The sequence below is a fragment of the Treponema sp. C6A8 genome (genome assembly GCF_000619925.1).
In the GTDB taxonomy this organism is placed as follows: domain Bacteria; phylum Spirochaetota; class Spirochaetia; order Treponematales; family Treponemataceae; genus Treponema_D.
On the sequence record NZ_KK211042.1, the window covers coordinates 178,331 to 196,298 of the forward strand.

General features: G+C 42.4%; 8 protein-coding genes. 4 read left to right on the forward strand and 4 right to left on the reverse strand.

Annotation, left to right across the window (positions count from 1 at the left end; all coding sequences use genetic code 11):
* Nucleotide 1: 1 nt before the first annotated feature.
* The 4 genes from T530_RS0112735 to T530_RS0112750 all read right to left on the reverse strand — a co-directional run bounded on the left by T530_RS0112735 (nt 2) and on the right by T530_RS0112750 (nt 5,523).
* A complete protein-coding gene (locus T530_RS0112735) occupies nt 2-1,396 on the reverse strand; it encodes a PP2C family protein-serine/threonine phosphatase (protein ID WP_027729342.1) in 1,395 nt (464 codons plus the stop codon).
* A 145-nt stretch (nt 1,397-1,541) separates the two neighbouring features.
* Nucleotides 1,542-2,681, reverse strand: a complete 1,140-nt coding sequence (gene dnaJ, locus T530_RS0112740) for a molecular chaperone DnaJ (protein WP_027729343.1) — start codon at nt 2,679-2,681, stop codon at nt 1,542-1,544.
* A gap of 147 nt (nt 2,682-2,828) precedes the next feature.
* The gene (gene dnaK / locus T530_RS0112745; protein WP_027729344.1) at nt 2,829-4,793 is read right to left on the reverse strand and encodes a molecular chaperone DnaK; all 1,965 of its coding nucleotides are present in this window, start codon (nt 4,791-4,793) and stop codon (nt 2,829-2,831) included.
* A gap of 118 nt (nt 4,794-4,911) precedes the next feature.
* On the reverse strand, nt 4,912-5,523 hold the full coding sequence (locus T530_RS0112750; protein ID WP_027729345.1) for a nucleotide exchange factor GrpE: 612 nt from the start codon (nt 5,521-5,523) through the stop codon (nt 4,912-4,914).
* 168 nt (nt 5,524-5,691) lie between these two features.
* Here T530_RS0112750 and T530_RS0112755 point away from each other — a divergent pair, with 168 nt between their 5' ends.
* Genes T530_RS0112755 through T530_RS0112770 form a run of 4 tightly spaced genes read left to right on the forward strand, consistent with a single transcriptional unit; the run spans nt 5,692 to nt 17,664 of the window.
* The gene (locus tag T530_RS0112755) at nt 5,692-7,842 is read left to right on the forward strand and encodes an adenylate/guanylate cyclase domain-containing protein (protein ID WP_027729346.1); all 2,151 of its coding nucleotides are present in this window, start codon (nt 5,692-5,694) and stop codon (nt 7,840-7,842) included.
* On the forward strand, nt 7,808-10,618 hold the full coding sequence (locus T530_RS0112760) for a FecR domain-containing protein (protein WP_027729347.1): 2,811 nt from the start codon (nt 7,808-7,810) through the stop codon (nt 10,616-10,618). The genes T530_RS0112755 and T530_RS0112760 overlap by 35 nt, the downstream gene beginning before the upstream one ends.
* Complete coding sequence (locus T530_RS15220) at nt 10,608-11,915, forward strand: hypothetical protein (protein ID WP_027729348.1); 1,308 nt, start codon at nt 10,608-10,610, stop codon at nt 11,913-11,915. Before T530_RS0112760 ends, T530_RS15220 begins: the two co-directional genes overlap by 11 nt.
* Nucleotides 11,916-11,925: 10 nt before the next feature.
* A complete protein-coding gene (locus T530_RS0112770) occupies nt 11,926-17,664 on the forward strand; it encodes a leucine-rich repeat protein (RefSeq protein ID WP_027729349.1) in 5,739 nt (1,912 codons plus the stop codon).
* Nucleotides 17,665-17,968: the final 304 nt, after the last annotated feature.

Sequence of the window (17,968 nt, forward strand, 5' to 3'; positions counted from 1 at the left end):
ACTAATAACCTACCTTTGCAATCATCATTGTAATATCATCGTGAAGTTTCTTATCACCATTATATTTCATAACCAAATCTACAATATCATCGACCATTTTCTGAGGCTCTTTTGCTGCACCAGCCTGCAGGGTCTTCTTGAAAATATCAGTTTCACCAAGTTCAACACCGCTTTCATCCATAACTTCAGAAACACCGTCGGTAGCCATAAGGATTACGTCTCCGCGGAAGAGGCGTTTTTCTGCAACAGTAACATCACCCATATCAAGGATTCCGACAAGGCTGGCATTTGAAGTAAGAGGCTTTATGCGGTAACCGTTTGGAGAAGGAGAAAGAATAATAGGGTCAGACATGGAAGCATTGATGTAGCGGATTGTCATTCGCTCTGTATCAACAATTCCAAGGAACAATACAGTATATTTATCCTGAAGGTGCATTCCCTTAATAGCCTTATCAACCGAATGAATTACACCAACCAGGTCGTTTTTATCTTCAATAATCTGAACAGTGTTCATTACCAAACCCATAATCAGGGCGGCAGGAAGTCCCTTACCGGATACGTCTCCAAGCATCAGAAGGGTTCGGCTCTTATCAATTGGAAGAATTGAATAATAGTCACCGGAAACGTTTACCAGAGGGCGGTAATATGTAGCAATCTTAAGGTTCTGAATGCTTGGAATACGCTGAGGCAGGAAGGACTGCTGTGTAATAGCAAGCTGTTCCCATTCCTTTGTTGTATCAGAAATTTCAGAAAGAGTACCGATTGTGCGTGTTCGCGAAATAAAGCGCTTGTATTCCTCAAAAAGGCGGTCATAAACGTCAGTATCGAAAAGGCGGGTATATTTACAGAAAACAAATACGTGATTTTTCTGATAGCAGAGGAAGAATCCGCGGGCTTTTTTAAACTTAGAAGTAACACCAATATGATGATCAAAGAAATAAAAGCCGTCTTCCCAAGTTGCCGGGTAGTTCAGGTCGATAGTTCTATGAACAGTTTCAGAAGTAGAAATGCGGCTTGGACTGTTGTAAAGAACGTAATTTTTTTCTCGGTCAATTACGATTACAGAACAGTCACCTTTTTTTTCCAGAACTTCAGAAACATTGTTTACAAAGTCATCGCGTGAATAACTGAAACGAAGCTTATCGATAAATTCACTCAAAAGAGTTGTTTCACCAGATTCGATAGTATGCCTGCGGGCAAAATTCAAAAGATATTTGAGAGCCTTGTTTGCGCAGAAAATTACTGTAAGAAAAAGAATGGCAGTAATAAGAAAAATATAGATATTTGCATTATTTGAAAGAGTAAGCGGCGTTAAAAGAACTGAAAGAATGATAAAAAGAAGGGCCGAAAGTGTGTAAATGGCCGATAATATGATTTTTTTACATGTTCGATACATAAATAGCCTCTAGCATAGTTTAAACTATTTTATCATATTATCGGCGTTTTTGGAGAAAAAATTAATGTTATAAACGCTTGTAAAAATGTGTTAGTGCGGTTAACTTCATCTGGAAGTTGGTAACTTTCCTTTTTAACCGCACGCATTACTCTAATGAAGAAAGCTTCATCAACTGAGGTTCTTTTGGAGGATTTTCGAGGGCAAGATACTGAGAAAGCAAATCCTTCTGTTTTGTAGAAAGCTTTGTTGGAATCTGCACCATGATTTTTACGTACAAATCACCCTTGCGGCCAGTAGCTCCGGCTGGAACACCTTCACCCTTAATGCGAAGAAGCTTGCCGTTTGCAGTTCCGTCCGGCACTTTTATCGTAATCTTCTTACCATCAAGGCCAGTTATTGTAATTTCGCAGCCCAGCGCGGCCTGTACCATTGTAACAGGAACAGCGCAGTACAAATCCTGACCGTCGCGTTCAAAGAGTGGATGCTGCTCAACGTGAAGTACAACTACAAGGTCTCCTGCAGGACCGCCGTTTTCGCCAACGTCACCCATTCCGCGGATTACGATACGCTTTCCGTTATCAACACCGGCTGGGATTTTAAGAGACATTTCCTTGCTCTTTTCCTGAATACCAGTTCCGCGGCATTTTGGACAAGGCTTGTCGATTGTTGTACCCTTTCCGCGGCAGGTAGGACATGGCTGCTGAATTGTAAAGAAGCCGTTGCCCTGGCGAACCTGACCCACACCTCCACAGGTAGGACAAGTTTTTCTGCTTGAGCCGGCAGCGCCGCCACTTCCGTGACAGGCATCGCAGGCTTCGTTGTGCTTAAAGTGAATTGTTGCGCTTGTTCCGTAAACTGCGTCCTTGAACTGAATGTTCAAATCGTAGCGAAGGCTTGAACCTGCAGCAGGGCCCTGAGAACGTGATGAACGTCCGCCGCCAAAACCGCCTCCAAAGATACTGTCAAAAATATCTCCAAAGCCGCCGCCTGCTCCGCCGAACAAGTCGCTGAAATCGTGGAAGGCGTGAGAATATCCGCCTCCACCACCCTGACCCATTCCGTCAAGGCCGGCAAAACCGTACTGATCATAGATTGGACGCTTCTTTTCATCAGAAAGAACTTCGTAAGCTTCTGTTGCCTCGCGGAATTTTTCTTCCGCAGACTTATCTCCCGGATTTCTGTCCGGATGATATTTTACGGCGAGCTTGCGGTATGCCTTTTTGATGTCATCCTGAGTTGCGGATTTTTCTACGCCTAATACTTCATAATAATCACGTTTTGCCATATATGTTTCCTAAAAGCTTCTAAATAAAATGTAACCTAAAAAATGAAAAAATGCTTCCGCAGAGAACCTGATCTCCGCTCCGCATTTTTTCATAGTCAAATTAGTTACTTATAACTTCCGGGCAAATAACCTGCCCAAAAGTTCAGCTTACTTTTCGTCTTTAACCTCATACTCAACATCATCAGCGTTGCCTTTGTTAAAGCTGCTTGATGAAGAAGCACCAGCGTCGCCTGCATTTGCACCTGCACCAGCGTCAGCTCCTGGCTGAGCTCCAGTGGCTCCGGCTGCACCTGCGGCACCCTGCTGTTTATAAAGTTCTTCGGCAATCTTGTAAGAAGCCTGTTTCAAAGCTTCAGTCTTAGCCTTGATGTCTTCTACATTGTCAGACTGCAAAGCCTGGCGGAGAGCTGCGATAGCATCGTCAATCTTCTGCTTTTCAGCTGCATCAACCTTGTCGCCAAGATCTTTTACAGATTTTTCTGTAGCGTAAATCAAGCTGTCAGCTTCGTTTTTAGCATCAACGCTTTCACGGCGAGCCTTATCTGCAGCAGCATTAGCTTCTGCATCTTTTACCATCTTGTTAATTTCATCTTCGCTCAAACCAGAAGAAGAAGTAATCTGGATGTGCTGTTCCTTACCAGTTCCCAAATCTTTTGCAGATACGTGAACAATACCGTTTGCATCGATATCGAATGTAACTTCAATCTGTGGAACACCACGTGGAGCTGCTGGAATACCTACAAGGTCAAAGCGTCCGAGTGTACGGTTCTGGTCAGCCATTTCACGTTCACCCTGAAGTACGTGGATAGATACTGCAGTCTGTCCGTCAGCAGCAGTAGAGAATACCTGGCTCTTCTTTGTAGGAATTGTTGTGTTACGTGGAATAAGTTTTGTCATTACTCCACCCATTGTTTCAATACCAAGAGAAAGAGGAGTTACATCAAGAAGAAGAACGTCTTTTACGTCTCCGCCAAGTACACCACCCTGGATAGCTGCACCAACTGCAACTGCTTCATCAGGGTTAACTCCCTTAGAACCTTCCTTACCGAAAATTGATTTTACAATTTCCTGAACTTTAGGCATACGAGAAGAACCACCAACCAAAAGAACTTCGTCAATCTTGTCTGCTGTAATTCCAGCGTCAGCCATAGCCTTGCGGCAAGGTTCCTTAGTTCTTTCGAACAAATCTTCTGTCATCTGTTCAAACTGAGCGCGGCTCAAAGACTTCTGCAAGTGTTTTGGACCTGTTGCATCAGCTGTGATGAACGGAAGGTTGATATCTGTAGTTGTCTGGTTAGACAAGCTGATTTTTGCATTTTCAGCAGCTTCACGAAGACGCTGCATAGCCATAGGATCCTTAGAAAGGTCAATTCCTGTATCTTTCTTGAATTCGTCAACAAGCCAGTTGATGATTGCACGGTCCCAGTCATCACCACCAAGGTGTGTATCACCGTTAGTAGATTTAACTTCAAATACACCGTCACCAAGTTCAAGAATAGAAATATCGAATGTACCACCACCAAGGTCATAAACGGCGATTGTCTTTTCTTTATCAGAATCCTGTTTGAAACCAAAAGCAAGAGAAGCAGCTGTAGGTTCGTTGATGATACGTTTTACATCAAGACCAGCGATTTTACCTGCATCTTTTGTAGCCTGACGCTGAGCATCGTTGAAGTAAGCTGGAACTGTAATAACAGCTTCTGTAACTTCTGTTCCTAGGTAGTCCTCAGCAGTTTTCTTCATCTTCTGCAAAATGAAAGCAGAAATTTCCTGTGGAGAGTATTTTTTCTTAGCTCCGTTTTCGTCAACTTCAACACGGCAGTCTGCACCGTTGTCTACAACTGTATATGGAAGCTTTGTAGCTTCGCCCTGAAGTTCAGCAAAGCGGTGACCAATAAGACGTTTTACAGAATAAACAGTGTTCTTAGGGTTTGTAACCATCTGGTTCTTTGCAGGAAGACCTACAATACGTTCACCCTTAGAAGTAAAACCTACGATAGATGGAGTTGTACGTCCACCTTCTGAGTTCTGAATTACAACCGGTTCACCGTTTTCCATTACGGCAACACAAGAGTTTGTTGTTCCCAAGTCAATACCAATAATTTTTCCCATTTTATCTACCTCTTAATTATATACTCTAATATGCCAGGGTGGGGAAAGCCTTCCCCTCGCTTCAAACCTTCGGTTTTACGCTACCCCTTCTAGCGGGGACACCCCGCAACGCCCCGTCTTATGCCTTTGGTACCTTAACCATTACCTTAGCATGGCGGATAATTTTCTCTTTCAATTTGTAGCCCTTCAGATAAACCTGCATCAAAGTTTCCTTCTTTGCCTTTTCATCTTCAGTTCTGCCAATGGCTTCGTGCTCGTCAGGATTAAACTCATCGCCTTCTTTACCAAAGCTTACAAGACCGTATTTGTCTTCAAGCATTTTTACAAGACCCTTGTTAATCATCTTGATGCCGTCTACAACCGATTTAACATCCTTTGCAGTGGCAGCAGCGTCAATAGTGCGGTCAAAGTTATCAAGAGAATCCAGCAGGTCGCCAAGAAGATTAGCGTTTGCGTAATCAAAAGTTTCCTGCTTTTCTTTCATCATGCGCTTGCGGTAGTTATCAAAGTCAGCCGCACGGCGCAAAAGCTGGTCTTTAAGGTCAGCATTTTCTTTTTCAAGCTGCGCAATCTTTTCTTCCGGAGTAAGTTCCTTCTCCTCGCTCTTAGCAGCATCAGCAGAATCAGCTTTTTCTTCGCCTTCAGCGGCTTTAGTTTCAGTATTTTCAGCCTGATTTTCTGTCTTTTCTTTTGTCTGTTCAGTTTCTTCGTTCTGATTTTCTTCAGCCATTTCTAAACGTCCTGTATCTGTTTTATCACTCTTTAAATTACTAATTTCCAAGCATAAACGTCAATAAAATTCAAAAAAAATTTTACAAAAAAAAGAACCGTTATTGAAATAAAGATTTTCTTACTATAATATTAGTTAACTATAATAAAAAAAATATATCTAAAAACTATGAAAACAGAGAGTAAAGAAAAAAATTTTCCTATCGGCGTAAAACTTGCAATAATCATCGGTATTATTGTCCTGGCTTCACTTTCGAGCGTCACCTTCCTGAACAGTTACTTTGTTTCTCAAGATGTCCGCATCACTGCTGAAGAGAACAACCTTACAATCAACACGCGTTCCGCCCAGACTGTTCAGAATGAACTTTCATCTGTCCGCGCAAACGTCCTGCAGCTGCTTGATTTGATTAACGTTTCAAGCGGCGGTAAAAACTCAGCGCTGGCAAAACAGGCAGAAGCCTTCTTCTTTGAACGCAATCAGGATATTGCAGAAATCCTTCTTCTCTCTGCCCGCCCAGGCCGTCAGGATTTTCTTACTAACAATCAGCTTAAAAACATCAGATTTTTCAATTCCAACGAAATCGATTTCGCTGCAACAGACAACTTTTTAGCCCAGTCAGGCAGATACATTACAAGAACAATCAGCGGCGAAACAATTGCCTTGAACGCTTCTCCATTTTTCAAAAGCGGTATGCTGGCCCTTCTCCTTCCCTACCACGAAAGCGGACTTGAACAGGCCTTAATAATTCTCTTCAGTACAGAAAGCCTTTCAGATTTGCTTGGAACAGGAAGCACAAACCAGACCTTTATCATCAATGACAGCGACGACCTTCTCTGCCATGCAGAACTGGACAGAATCCTGAGCGGACAGAGCATGACAAATCATCCGCTTGTAGAAAAGATGCGCAATGAAAACCAGAACAACGAAGAAAGCCGTCAGGTAATTTTTGAGCAGACAGACGAAAACGGAAAGAAAAAGACCAGGCAGATTGGCGCCTTCCAGAAAATCGCCCTTGCAGATATCTGCGTAATTACGACAGTTCCACTTGATACAATTCTTGAAGGTGTACGCGCAACCCGCCGCAACAACCTTTATCTGATGGGAATCGTTCTTTTCATTTCCATCATCTTTATTTTGACCTTCGCCCGCTTTGCAATTTCCCGCCCGCTCCGCTTCCTTACAGCCTCTGCGGAAGAAATCAATCAGGGAAACTTTAATACTCCAATCATTTCTAAACTGAACACTAAACGCCGTGATGAAATCGGTGTTTTGAATAAATCAACTCAGGACGAACAGGAATTCCTGAATACCTTCGCCCGCTTTACAAACCGCGGTGTTGCAAAGGCAATCGCCAGAAAGGAAATCGACTTTGAGCCTCACCTTAAGGACGTAAGCATCTTCTTCAGCGATATCCGCGGCTTTACAGCCATTTCAGACGGCTTTAAAAACCGCTTTGGTGAAGAAAGCCCTCGCGAAATCATCGGCTTCTTGAACGACTACATGAGCCGCATGGTAAACTGCGTTACAATTTCTGGCGGTACAATCGATAAGTTTGAAGGTGACGCTATCATGGCGGTTTGGGGAATCCTTCGCGATGAAGATTTGAGCTTTGAACTTCTGCCGGATTCAGATCCGGACAAAAAGCAGAAGGAAGAAACTCACCTTAGCCACGTAAAACAGGATGCAATCAGCGCAATTACAGGTACAATCGCCATGCGCTACGCCCTCATGCAGTACAACAAGGATGCAGAAGCCTTTACAAAGGCCCATGAAGGCGAACCAAAGGCAAAATACAAGCCTCACATCAGAATCGGATGCGGTATCAACACCGGTCGCGCAACCTGCGGTATCATGGGTAGTGAAGACAAGATGGAATATACCGCCATCGGTGACAGCGTAAACTTTGCAAGCCGTACAGAAAGTTCCAACAAGCCTTGTGGAACTGATATTTTGATTACCCAGGACACCTACAACCTGCTTAAGATGGACTACATCAAGTGTGAAGAAAATAACTTCACCATTAAGCCGGAGTTTGCCGCAAGCGAAATCGTTGTAGAAATGATTCCTGTTGAGTTTGAAGTAAAAGGTAAAGGCGCACAGCACTTCTACGGTGTTGTTAATATGCCTGCTTTTAATATAGAAGAATTCTTTAAGAAAGGCGATGAAAACTTTGTTCTTGATGAAGACTGCGCCCGCTGCGTAGGAAAAACAGGTCCAAAAACATTGAATGAAGTACGCAATCTCTTGGGAATTCCAATTCCAGAATTTGGTTCGGTGAACTTGAATGAAGAAGAAAACAAGATTCAAGTTAAAAAATGATTTAGTCCTTCCATTCTGGATCGCCGTTTCACTTTGTCTTGTGTGCGCGGGAATAAACACACACCTTTTTTACAAAAGCTTCTTCCGCGCCCTAGAAAAGTTAAACGAAGAACCGATTGCTAAAATCACTTTTAAGTACAAGACAGCCCAGCGTAAATTTTTGGACCGCGTAATCTGGGACAGACTCCAGCAGAATTCTCCCGTATACAATGGAGATACCATCCATACGGCAGAACTTTCTGAAGCTACAATCTGGTTTGATGACGGAACTATTCTTGACCTTGCAGAAAACACAATGGCACAGGTCTTCAAGCATAATGACGGAACTTTGGGAACCGACCTTGCAAGCGGTAATGCAACCGTAGACTCTTCTGCAGAAGGTGCCGGCCTTACCCTTACAACCGCCAACGTAAACGTTGAAGTAAAAGCCGGAACCATTCTTTCTGCGGCAAAAACTGTAGAAGGCGAAAGCGTAAACCTCAGCGTTCAGAAAGGTCAGGCAACTCTTGAAGACGGAACTGCAATCACCACAGACAAGGCAGTTATGCTGACTACAAATGCCGGAGGAGCTGCAGCCGGGGCAGACGGCGCTACAGTTCTTGTGCAGAGCGGCTTTATTGTAAAAGAGCCTCAGGCAAATCAGAAATACCTCTACTACACAGCAGATAAAACTCCTGTAAACTTTAGCTGGGACACCTTTGGTGACGAAGAAAAAACTCAGAACATCAAGCTTACAGTTGCAAATGACAGAAACTTTACCCGCGGAGTACAGGAAGTTACAGCCCAGGGCTTGGATCACCTTTCAATGAATCTGGAAAAAGGCACTTATTACTGGCGCCTTGATGCAGGACAGGAAGGCGTTGCCGCTCAGACAGGCCGCATTCAGGTAATTCAGTCACTTACACCAAATCAGCTGGTACCGGCAGAAAATTACAGCTACCAGTACAGAAAAAAGACACCTTCTTTGCGCTTTATCTGGACAGAAGCAGATTCTGCGACAGCCTACAACTTTGCAATTTCACGCAGCCCGGATATGTCAAATCCGGTATTGCAGCAGAGAACATCGGCAAGCTCAATCATCATTTCTACTTTGGAAGAAGGCACTTACTGGTGGCAGGTTACTCCTTTCTATGTTGTAAACCGCACAGGACTTGCAAATCCTTCTGACGTAAAATCCTTCAGAATTGAAAAACGCGGACAGCTTACAAAGCCGGAGCCTCTTATGCCGGCAAAAGGCGACTTTATTGATAAGTCTGCCGGCCGCATAAACATTTCATGGAAGCCGGAACCTGAAGCCGTACAGTATAAAGTAACTCTTTCTCAGAATATTAATATGATTTCGCCAATAGTTATGAGAACTACAAGCGAAAACTTCATTACCCTTACAAAAGCAGAAGCTGCCCTCTTAAAAGATGCAGAATATTTCTGGACAGTAAGCCAGATTGATGCAGAAGGAAACGAATCAGAAAAATCTGATATTCAGTCATTCTACGCATTAAGCGGAAATATCGTTCAGAGAACTATCTTCCCGCCTGATGACTACACAATCTGGAATCCGCTTGTTGCAGATACCCGCTTTACATGGAAAACAAACCTGACTTTTGCTCAGTCTATTGAATTCTCACGCAACAAGGAATTTACAGACATTGCATTTGAAGCCAAAACACTCAACGCCGCTTACTCAGGAGTGGACCTTGAAGAAGGAACTTACTGGTGGCGCCTTAAGGCAGAAAACGGCAACTTCTACAGAACTTCTCCTGCCAAGAAGCTTACAATTGTGCCGGAACTTGATGCCCCTGTTCCACTCGACCCTACTCCGGAAAAACGCGCAGTTGTTCGTCCTAACCAGGAATACGAGTTCAAGTGGCAGCCTGTTGAAGAAGCAGAATACTACCGCCTTACAGTTTATAAGAGCGGAAAAGATACTCCTGTTTACGACCAGAACTTTATCAGCGAACCTTCAAACATGATTTTGATGGATGACCTTGAAGAAGGCTCTTACCGCTGGGAAGTCCGCGCCTACACTTATGAAACAGAAACAGCATCACGCCGAAGCGGTAAAATCGGCGCTTCAGACTTCCGTTTAAGAAAAATCCGCCCGGTAACTTTGACATCGCCGGAAAACAACAAGGTATTTGGCGGCTGGGAAGCAATTGAAAACCCGCCAGTCCTCATCTGGAAATCGCCGGAAGCATTCAGCCATGCTGAACTGCACCTGAAAAAAGTAAGCGGAATTGAAGCCGAAGAAAAGAACTTTGTTCAGAAGACAACTAAGCAGCAGCTTGGAAAACTTTCTTCGGGCGTTTACGAATGGACAGTAAATGCCACAACAGAAGATGAGCTTGATATTTCTGCCGCAGCACCTCACTACTTTACAGTAGAAGAGATTCCTCCATTTGCTGCCCCGACAAAGGCAGAAACAGCAGGCGGCACATATTTTGACGCCGCCTACCTGCGCCAGTCTCCTTTCATCGACTTTAACTGGTCAGCCGTACAGCGCGCCCAGGCTTACGTCCTTGAAATTACAGACAAAAAAGGCCATCTGCTTGCAAAAGAAGTTCTTGAAGGCAATTCAACAACAACTTGCCGCTACACAGACCTTGCAAAGCTTTCAAAAGGAAAGTTCAACTGGAAGCTTCGCGCTGTAATCATGAACGAAGAAACAAACGAGGTTCTTATTGACGGCGCTCCTGCAAGCGGATCCTTTGAAATTGACTTTACGATGAACAAGAACGGCGGAAAACGACGCAAAAACGGAGAACTCTATGGACAGTAATATTAATAGAAAAGTTCTTTGCGCCTCATTAATCATGCTCAGCCTCTGCGCAAGCGGCTGGGCAAAAAAGAAAAAGCAGCCTCAGATAATTGATATCCCCGTTCCTACAACAGATAACGCCCAGGACGCAACAGCTGAAGCAAACCAGATTCGTCAGCCTTTCAGCTGGGACAGCGCCGGAGACGTCCTTAAATACGAAATTACAATCGAGCAGTTCAGTATTATTCACAATAACTGGATAAAATATTATGAACACGAAACAAATGATGAAGAAACCCAGAACTGCATAATTTACATTGAACCAACCCTTCCTGTAGGTAAGTACCGTTCAACAATCAAGGTTTACAATATCCTTGGCATTCTTGAATCTTCACTTACTTCACAGGATGAATTCCTTGTACGCCAGGCTTACAAGCCGGAAGTTCGTAACGTCACCTACCCTCTTTACATGCGTTCGACAATCTATCTTGATGACCTTGATAATAACGGTGTCGTAGAAGTAGAAGGACGAAACCTCTTCAAGCTGCCGGAAACAAGCCACCCTATTCCAGACATTCAGGCAACAGAATACTATCTGGAAAGCAACAAGCGTAAAATCAAACCGGAATCAATCATCCAGCACGATGACCACAATAACAGAAAGGTCGTTCTCCAGTTTAATATGAAAGAACTGGACGTAGGAAAGTACCACCTTGTAGCAAAAGATGTCAGCGGACTTCATTCAGAAAACACAGGTTCAAGTGAATTCAGCATCAAGTTCAAAAAATGGGCAGATTTTGACGTAGAAGGCGGCTATGTACTTCCTGTCGTTCTTCACGACAGCACCTTCCAGGACTTTTTGGGACAGAACATATTCCCACTCAGTGCCCAGGCAAGAATGAGCTTTCTTCCATTCAAGCACAACTGGGGCTATATCGGAATGGGCTTACGCGCCAACGTAACTAAAATCGAATCAAAACAGGATACCTTCACCATTGACGGTAACCTTGGTATGGCTCACCTTCTGGCAATTTACCAGATTCCTATGTTCAAAAGACATGCATTTCTGGAAATCCACGCAGGCGCAGGCCTTACCTACTTTAATAACTTTAAATTCCATTTTTCAAACAACATAGACTCCGTTCCGTTAAATACAATCTCACTTTCTTATGTAGCAGGAGCGGCACTTCAGTTATATGTAATTCCAGGTATTAAACGCTTCTATTTTGAACTTAGCGGGGATTACTCATTAACAACTAACAAAGACATGACATTCGGAGTCGTGCTGCCGGCAATTGGTGCCGGATGGCAGTTCTAAGGAGATGAAAATGAAATTAAAAATACGGACATTTTTACTTTCTCTTCTATTAATAAGCGCCAGTTCCTGTGAATTTGACAGCTTACTTTCGCCGGATTGGGATCAGCCGGTAAAAAACTGGTTTGATGAATACACAAACACGGCCGCAATTGATAACTACCTTGTACAGGGAAACATTGTAAGTGAAACCACAAGCCCGCGTACAGTAGCTTCAGACAAAGACTGTACAATCGTTTTGAATCTTCGTAACCCTCAGGCCTACACACTTAAATTCAGCTACGCTTTTGAAAATGCCGAAGTAAGTGAAGCTGCAGGCACTATTTCCAATTCAGTTCGTTTTATTCAGTCCGCAGATAAAACAAAAGTTGATTTAATTTTCTCAGAAGAATTCCTTCAAAAAATTGATAATGATAATATAGGAACAAAAAATATTTCAGGTACAGTTTCAATTTACGAGCCAAACTCAGGCCGTAGCTTTGAACCTCACATCATACAGCTCAGAACAGACACACAGCCGCCTGAGCTGGTTTATCCATTATTCCAGAGAAGCGAATCTGGCGGCGGAACTTATATTGTTTGTTTCTACATGCCAAAAGTAAGCGGTACAGTTCACGAAAATGACCTTCATAAGTTATACATGAACGGCAGGTTGTATTACACATATAAACCTGCAGCAGGCGGAGCCGTTGCATCATTCTATGAAGATTCAGCATATGAAACTAAGAATATAACTGATTTTTCAAATTCAGTTATGCCGGTTTATCCTTTGGTTGATGAACCAAATGCCCTTACCTTCCCTACTACCGCACCGGAAGATGCCTACCTTCCTGTTTACATTGATACAGGCATTACTCCATCAGACCAGGAAACAACTTTCACCTTTGTTCTGGAAGATGATGCCGGCTTAAAGACGACAACAGTAATTTCAAACAAGGCAAAAAAACTCCAGCCGCCAACAATTAATGCAAGCGAAGGCTCTTATGCTGCAGATGAAGATACAGGTCTTCATACATTTACAATTACTCACAACGGATTAGCAACAGACAACAGCCCATGTGGCAGCGTAACTATAAATTACATTGTTAAAAAAGTCGGTGAAACTGAAATATTTAAAAATGGTTTTGGATCTGGTTCAGTTTCATTTAATCTTCCTAAGGGAACTTACGAAATTTCTGCAACAGCCAGCAAGAGCTATTACGCAACAAGCGAAGCCGCAAGTGTCAGCAATGTAAAAGTTACCCGGCAGGCATTCTTCTATGTTTCTCAGACAGGTAGTGATGATGAAACCCTGGCAACCGGCGCATATACAGCTCCATACAGAACAATCCAGCATGCGCTCAAAGCATTTACAGATGGAGATTATGATGCAGATTCTATTTGTGATGTTCGTGTACTTAGTGATTTAACAACACCTTCAGGCATGACCCCTGAAGCAACTAAACCTTTCATTCTCATTCCATCAAAAGCCTCTGCAACCGTAAAAATCAGAGGTTACGGTGGTGTACGCACAATTTATGCAGCTGGTTATCCTTATGAGAATTATATGTTAGCAGCAGATTCAGGCTCTTCAAAAGTAATTCTTGAAAACCTCAAATTTGATTCTAAGATAGACAGTTCAAAATCACTTAAAGGTATATATTTGTTGAACGGAAAGGAAAATGAAGCCACAAATTGTGAGTTCTATAATTCAAAGAACTGTGGAATTTATATCAGGACAGCAAAATTAAAGCTTACAAATTGTAAGATTTATGAAAACGGCGGAACCGAAGATACAAATCTAGGATACAACGGTGCTATTTATATTAATAGCGGTTCTGAACTTGAAATGACAGGCTGTTCTATTTACAGCAATAATGCACATAATTGTAATGGTGGTGCTATTTATAATAGTGGAAAACTCACACTTTCAAGCTGTACAATCACCGGTAACAAGTGCGGAGAAAAACTTGATACCGATGGTAACAGTGCTTACGATGGCGGTGCTGTTTATAATAATAATGATGCCACAGGCCTCTATATAACAGGCAAAAACCAGATTACCGGCAACTATTTTGCAGACGGTACAACGCCATCTAACATCTACCTTTCAGGAAACAGAAAAATTCAGGTAACAGGAAGCCTCGCAGGAAGCAAAATCGGTGTTTATAAATCGTCAGCACCAGAAGTAGGTTCGCCTAAAATATTTACAACAGGCTTTGCCGAAAACAACCCTAACCTTCTCCCAGGCGCTGTATTCACCTGCGATAACAACTACGGCGTTGCCCTTGAAGGCACCGAAGCCGCATTTGCCGTATCAAGCGGTTCAATGTACTCTGCAACGGATTATAAGTTTACGCTTACGGCATATGAAGCAGATAAAACAACAGCTCCTGAAGGTATGTATAAAGGCAAACCATTAGTACTGTATGTTGCACCAGCAGTAACAAGAAAAGAACCTGCCGGAGCTCCGACAACACTAACATACTACCCAGCAGACAGAAAACTTTACAACGGAACTGTATTAGAATCTGGTGAGAATAAGGTTACATGGTCGGCAGCACTTTATAATGGCGGAACACAAGTTGCAGGTTCTTCTACATCCGGTGGAATTAGCATAGGATACAACCTTTCATATATCACAATAACAATTCCAGCCCAGACTTATGAAGATACATACACTCTCAAAGTTACGGCAACTTACCTTGGCATACCACACGAAATAAGTATTAACCTTAAGTGCGACCGCAGCGCAGAATCTGCAGCAACTTATATTCTTGGACTTTCAAATGCCGGAACTTACGACATAGCTGTCGAAGGAGCCGTTGGCTCAGGCATAAACAGTACAGTAAATGGTATTTCGTCAGATGATGAAGGTCTTGCAAAAGTTGCAAAGGCAATAAGGAACCGCCCTGCTGATGTTTACATCAATCTTGATGCAAGCGCTACAACACAGGCAAGTTCAATTACAAGCTATAATTCTGGCGAATACTTTAAGAATTGTACACAGTTGAAATCAATCAAGCTTCCAGACTGGATGGAATATGTAATTCACGACCTCTTCAACGGCTGTACAAGTCTTGAAAGCGTAACACTCAGCCCGAATACCCAGTGGATTTGCGAAAACGCCTTTAAGGACTGCACAAAACTTGACTCAATCACAATTCCAGAAGGCATTACAGGCAGCGATTCACACGGAATCCAGGCCGGGGCATTTGTGGGCTGTACTTCACTTGCAGATATTTACTATGAAGGAACAATTGCCCAGTGGGAAGGCGTAAACTTAGGAAACAACTGGAATAAAGATGTTCCTGCAACTGTTGTTCACTGTATAGACGGAGACTCACCTATTAATACTCTTTTGGCTACTCCATTAACACTGGAAGCCATTGAAGCCGGAGCTGTAGTAACCTTCAGCAACAAGGCAAGTGGTCCTGTAACTTTCAAGGTAAACGGCGGAAGTGCTCAGACAATTGCAAGCGGAACAAGCGCAGAAATTACCCTTTCTGCCGTTGGTGATAAAGTCCAGTTCTTTGGCGATAACGCAACCTATACTGGCACTTCAAATTCTAACAGTAAAATTTCCTGTTCAAAAGAATGCTATGTATACGGCAATATTATGAGCCTTATAAATAGTACTGATTTTAAAAATGAAAAAACACTGACAGAAAGCTATACTTTTTATGAACTCTTTATGAATAATTCAAACATAAAGAACATGAACCTGCTGCTTCCAGCAACAACACTGACAGACTTTTGTTATTCTAGAATGTTCTGGGCCTGTACAAAACTTACATCTGCCCCAGAACTTCCTGCAACAAGTCTGACTAGATTTTGTTACGAGTCAATGTTCCAAAGCTGTAAATTTACAAAAGCACCTGAACTTCCGGCTACAAGTCTTGCAGAATCTTGTTATAGACAAATGTTTTACGACTGTACAAACCTTGAAGAAATACCTGCACTCCCGGCTACAAGTCTTGCAGAACTTTGTTATTTCAATATGTTTAATGGCTGTACAGGCCTTACAACAGCACCGGAACTCAAGGCTACAAGACTGGCGGAATCTTGTTGTAAAAGTATGTTTGAAGGATGTATAAACCTTACAAGAGCACCGGAACTCAAGGCTACAACGCTGGAAAAAACTTGTTATTCAGCTATGTTCTGGGGCTGTACAAGCCTTACTACAGCACCGGAACTGCCTGCTACTACTCTGGCAGAATCTTGTTATAACTCTATGTTCTATGGCTGTACAAGCCTTACAAATGCACCGGAACTTCCTGCTACTACTCTGACAAAATCTTGTTATGGATATATGTTCAATGGCTGTACAAGCCTTACAAATGCACCGGAACTGCCTGCTGCTACGCTGGCAGATTCTTGTTATCGACTAATGTTCGATGGCTGTACAAGCCTTACAAATGCACCGACACTTCCTGCTACTACGCTGGCATATTCTTGTTATTACTCAATGTTCAGTGACTGTACAAGCCTTACAACAGCACCGGAACTTCCTGCTACTACGCTGGCAGATTCTTGTTATTATGAAATGTTCTCTGGCTGTACAAGCCTTACAACAGCACCGGAACTGCCTGCTACTACTCTGGCAGATTATTGTTATCGACAAATGTTCAATGGATGTACAAGCCTTAACAGTGTAACCTGTCTTGCCACAAACATAAGTGCAACTGGCTGCACAAAAGACTGGCTTGAAGAGGTTGCCTCTACAGGTACCTTTACCAAGGCCGAAGGCATGGACGACTGGACAAGCGGTGCAAGCGGCATTCCAAGCGGCTGGACGGTAGCGGGGGAAGGCTCGGGAACAAATAACGTTTCAAGTGTAACTTCATCATTAAGCAGCATGACAACAAGCGGAAGTGTAAACATTGAAGGTACAATAACAGCAGATGATTTTACAAGCCTAAAAACTGCACTTGATGAACTAAAAACAAATAATTCTGACGTTCTTGTTGAACTTGATTTTTCAGAAGCTACATTTACAGAAATTCCTGAAAATGCTTTTGAAAATTGTTCTAATATTCAAACCATAAAATTGCCAGATGGTCTGACAACTATAGGAGAAGAAAGCTTAGGAGGAACAACAAATCTAGAAACAATTTATTTACCGGCATCATTGACAAGTATAGGAAATTTTAATTTCTATTCTCAAAGCGGCGATCATAATAAATTTACAGTATATTATTCAGGAACATTAGAACAGTGGCTGGGTATAGAAATGGAATGTTCCCCTTACACATATACTACCTCTGATGCCGATACAAAGCTGTATGTAAAAGAAAATGGAACAGACAAATTGATTGAAGGTGAGATTACTATTGATGGAAGTAAGGTTTCAAGAGTTGGTAATGGAGCATTCTATAGAAATAGAAAAATTACAAAGGTTACTATTACAGACGGTGTACGTGAAATTGGAGACAATGCTTTTGAAGGAACAAATCTTACAGAAATCACTCTTCCTTCAACTATGGACTCAATAGGTCAATTTGCATTTGAATACACCAAAATTGAAAGTATAACCATACCAGAAGGAATTACTATACTGAACGAAACATTCAGATGGTGTACTACATTGAAAAATATTTATTTACCAAATAGCTTGAGGGAAATAACATCTCAAACATTTGATAGTTATCTTGATTGGGAAACAGTAGAAGGTAATACAACCGGCTGGAAAAATACTTATACTAATGAAATTGTTGAACTTACAGCTGAATATTTACGAACTAATGGTGAAGATAGGTTTATAAAAGAATAATTTTTCTATATTCCCTGTGCTCAGTGCCTTCTGTGAGGAATTTAACCTCCTAAGAGGTTGCCACACGGATTGGAAATGACTAACGTCATTTCTTTTTTGAAGGTATTAAATTTAAATAAAAAATGATTTTGCGTTAGCAAAATGGTATTCTGCAGGAATAGAGATTCCGTTAGGAATTAGGATTCCGTAGGAATCTCCAATCCGTGTGACAAATTTCACCCGTAATCCGTGGAAATCCGCGTTTATCCGTGTCAAAAATTCCCCACACAAGGCAGTCCGCAAGGCCTGCCAACACTATCTGTGT